The sequence below is a fragment of the Methylomagnum sp. genome, from assembly GCF_054333355.1.
Map to the genome: position 1 here is coordinate 1 of NZ_JBTEKS010000514.1, position 2,509 is coordinate 2,509.

Annotated in this window: 1 protein-coding gene; it reads right to left on the reverse strand. The window is 68.5% G+C overall.

Going from position 1 to position 2,509, the window contains the following annotated elements:
- The coding region (locus ACXWUF_RS21845; protein WP_458503418.1) for a beta-ketoacyl synthase N-terminal-like domain-containing protein at positions 1 to 2,509 on the reverse strand (2,509 nt) is incomplete at both ends.

The following is a 2,509-nucleotide window of genomic DNA, read 5'->3' on the forward strand; positions in this document are numbered from 1 at the left end:
GCGGGCGCGGGCGGAGCAATGGCGTTGTCGCTGATGGAGAGCCACAGCCGGTTACGGGCGAAGGGATAAGTGGGCAAGGCCACCGGGCGGGGCGGCGTCGTGCCGTAATGGCTGGCCCAGTCGATGGCAGCCCCCGCCACAAAGGCTTGAGCCAGAACTTCCGGGGCGGCATCGGCGGCGGGCGCGGCCACGCCGTCCCGTGCCTTGCCGGTGTGAACCCCGGCGCTGTCTCCGGCCAGGAAACCCGCCAGCTTGGCGATGGCCTCATCCAGGCTGTTCGCCACGAGGGCCAAACGGGCGGCGAAGGCTTCCCGCCGCACTTGCAGGGTATAAGCGATGGCGGACAGGCTGGGTTGTTGTTCCACCGCTGTCCAACGCTTGAGGCTGGCAAGCAGTTTCCCGGCGTAGTCGCGCACCCGTGTTTCGTCGCGGGCCGACAGGATCAGCACCACCGGGCCGACGGGCGAAACGGCGGCGGACTCGGGTGACTCGAATTCTTCCAACACCACATGCACATTGGCCCCGCCCGCGCCGAAGGAACTCAGCGCGGCCCGGCGCGGCTGTGCCACGCCGTCGATGACCGGGCGCGGCCAGTCGCTCAGTTCGCGCTGGACGTGGAAGGGCGTTTTGGCGAATTCGATATGGGGATTGAGCGTCCCGGCGTGCAGCGACGGCACCAAGCGGCGGTGGCGGAATTGCAGCAGCAGCTTGGTCAGCCCGGCGATGCCGGCGGCGGCTTCCAGATGGCCGATGTTGGATTTCACCGAACCCAGCGCACAGAACCCGGTGTCGGCGGTCCACTCGCGGAACGCCTTGGTCAGCCCGGCCACTTCGATGGGATCGCCCAAGGCCGTGCCGGTGCCGTGGGCTTCGACATAGCCCAAACTGCGCGGGTCCACTCCGGCCTTCCGCAAGGTAGCGGCGATGAGCCGGGCCTGGGCGTTGGGATTGGGCACGGTGTAGCCATTGGTCTTGCCGCCGTGGTTGGTGGCGGTGGCGCGGATCAAGCCGTCGATGCGGTCGCCATCGCGCAGGGCCGCGCTCAAGGGCTTGAGCAGCACCGCGCCCACGCCCTCGCCCGGCACATAGCCATCGCCGTCCGCGCCGAAGCTGCGGCATTTTCCCTCGCTGGAGGTCATGCCGGATTGGTCCATCAATAGCCCTTTATTCGGGTGCAATTCCAGATTCACCCCGCCCACCAAGGCCGTCGCGCATTCGCCCCGGCGCAGCGACTCGCAGGCCAGATGCAGGGCGGTCAGCGAGGCGGAACAGGCGGTGTCCACGGCCAGGCTCGGGCCTTCCAGATCGAAGAAATACGACACCCGGTTGGGGATGCTCCAATGGAAGGAACTCGGGACCAGCACATTGCCCTTGAGGGTTTCCTCCGCGCCGAACAGCGCGTACAGGCTCCACACCACGCCGGTGAACACGCCCATGCGGCGGGCCTCCGGGTCGGCCCGCAAGCGGTCGCGGGTATAGCCCGCGTCTTCCAAAGTGGCCCAGGCGGTTTCCAGGAACAGCCGCTCCTGCGGGTCCAGGTTCTCCGCTTCCAAGGGCAGGATGTTGAAGAACCGGGGGTCGAACTTGTCGTGGTCGGCGATGAAGCCCGCCCAGCGGGTGTGTACCTTGCCGTCCCGGTTCTTGTGCTGGCGGTAGTCCCAGCGCTCCGGCGGGACTTCGCTGATGCAGTCGCGCCCGTCGCGCAGCACGTCCCAGAAGGCTTCCAGGTCATCCGCGCCGGGATAGCGGCCCGCCGCGCCGATGATGGCGATGGGTTCTTCGTTATGATCTATAGGTCGGGCTGTTATTTCCCTCGTGGGTGTGGCCTTCAGGCCACGACCGGAATCCAGAGACTCCCCCCGTCGCGGGCTAAAGCCCGCTCCCACAGGCTCCACGGGGATGAACTCCGCCGTGAAATCCCCCAGCGGATCCGCCCCCCGCGTCGCCAGCGCCAAATCGGACAGGCGCTCCAAGCCATTCAAGAACGCGACCAGCCGCGCCCCGATGTCTTGCACCGCCGCCTCGTCCAATCCGACCGGCACCGCCAGCCGCACCCACAGGGCACCGTCGCGGGGCTTGCTTAGCCCAGTGCTGTGCGCCCCGGCGCGGATGCCCGTGGCGACGTAGAGCGCGGCGAGGAAGGCCGGAATCGGTTGCTTCAAGCCCCGCACGGCGGGCAAGCGGGCGATGTCCAGCAATACGCCGTGCCCGCCCGGCGGATTCAGCACCGGCAGACCGGCACGGGCCAGCGTCTCCGCCAGCGCCCGCACCTGCGCCATGCGGGCCAGCACGCCCGCCTCGGCCCCGGCCACATCGGCGCAGGCGGCGGCGAGCAACGAGCGGGACACGACCGGCAGGCCGCTACCGCCGCTCTGCACGAATTCCCGGCAACGCTGGTACAAATCCATATCGTGGCAGGCCAGCAGCCCCCCGGTGTTGCAGCCGAAATCCTTGCCCAGACTGGCGGTCAGGCCGTCGGCATGGGCGCAGAGGGCGTGCAGGATGTCGC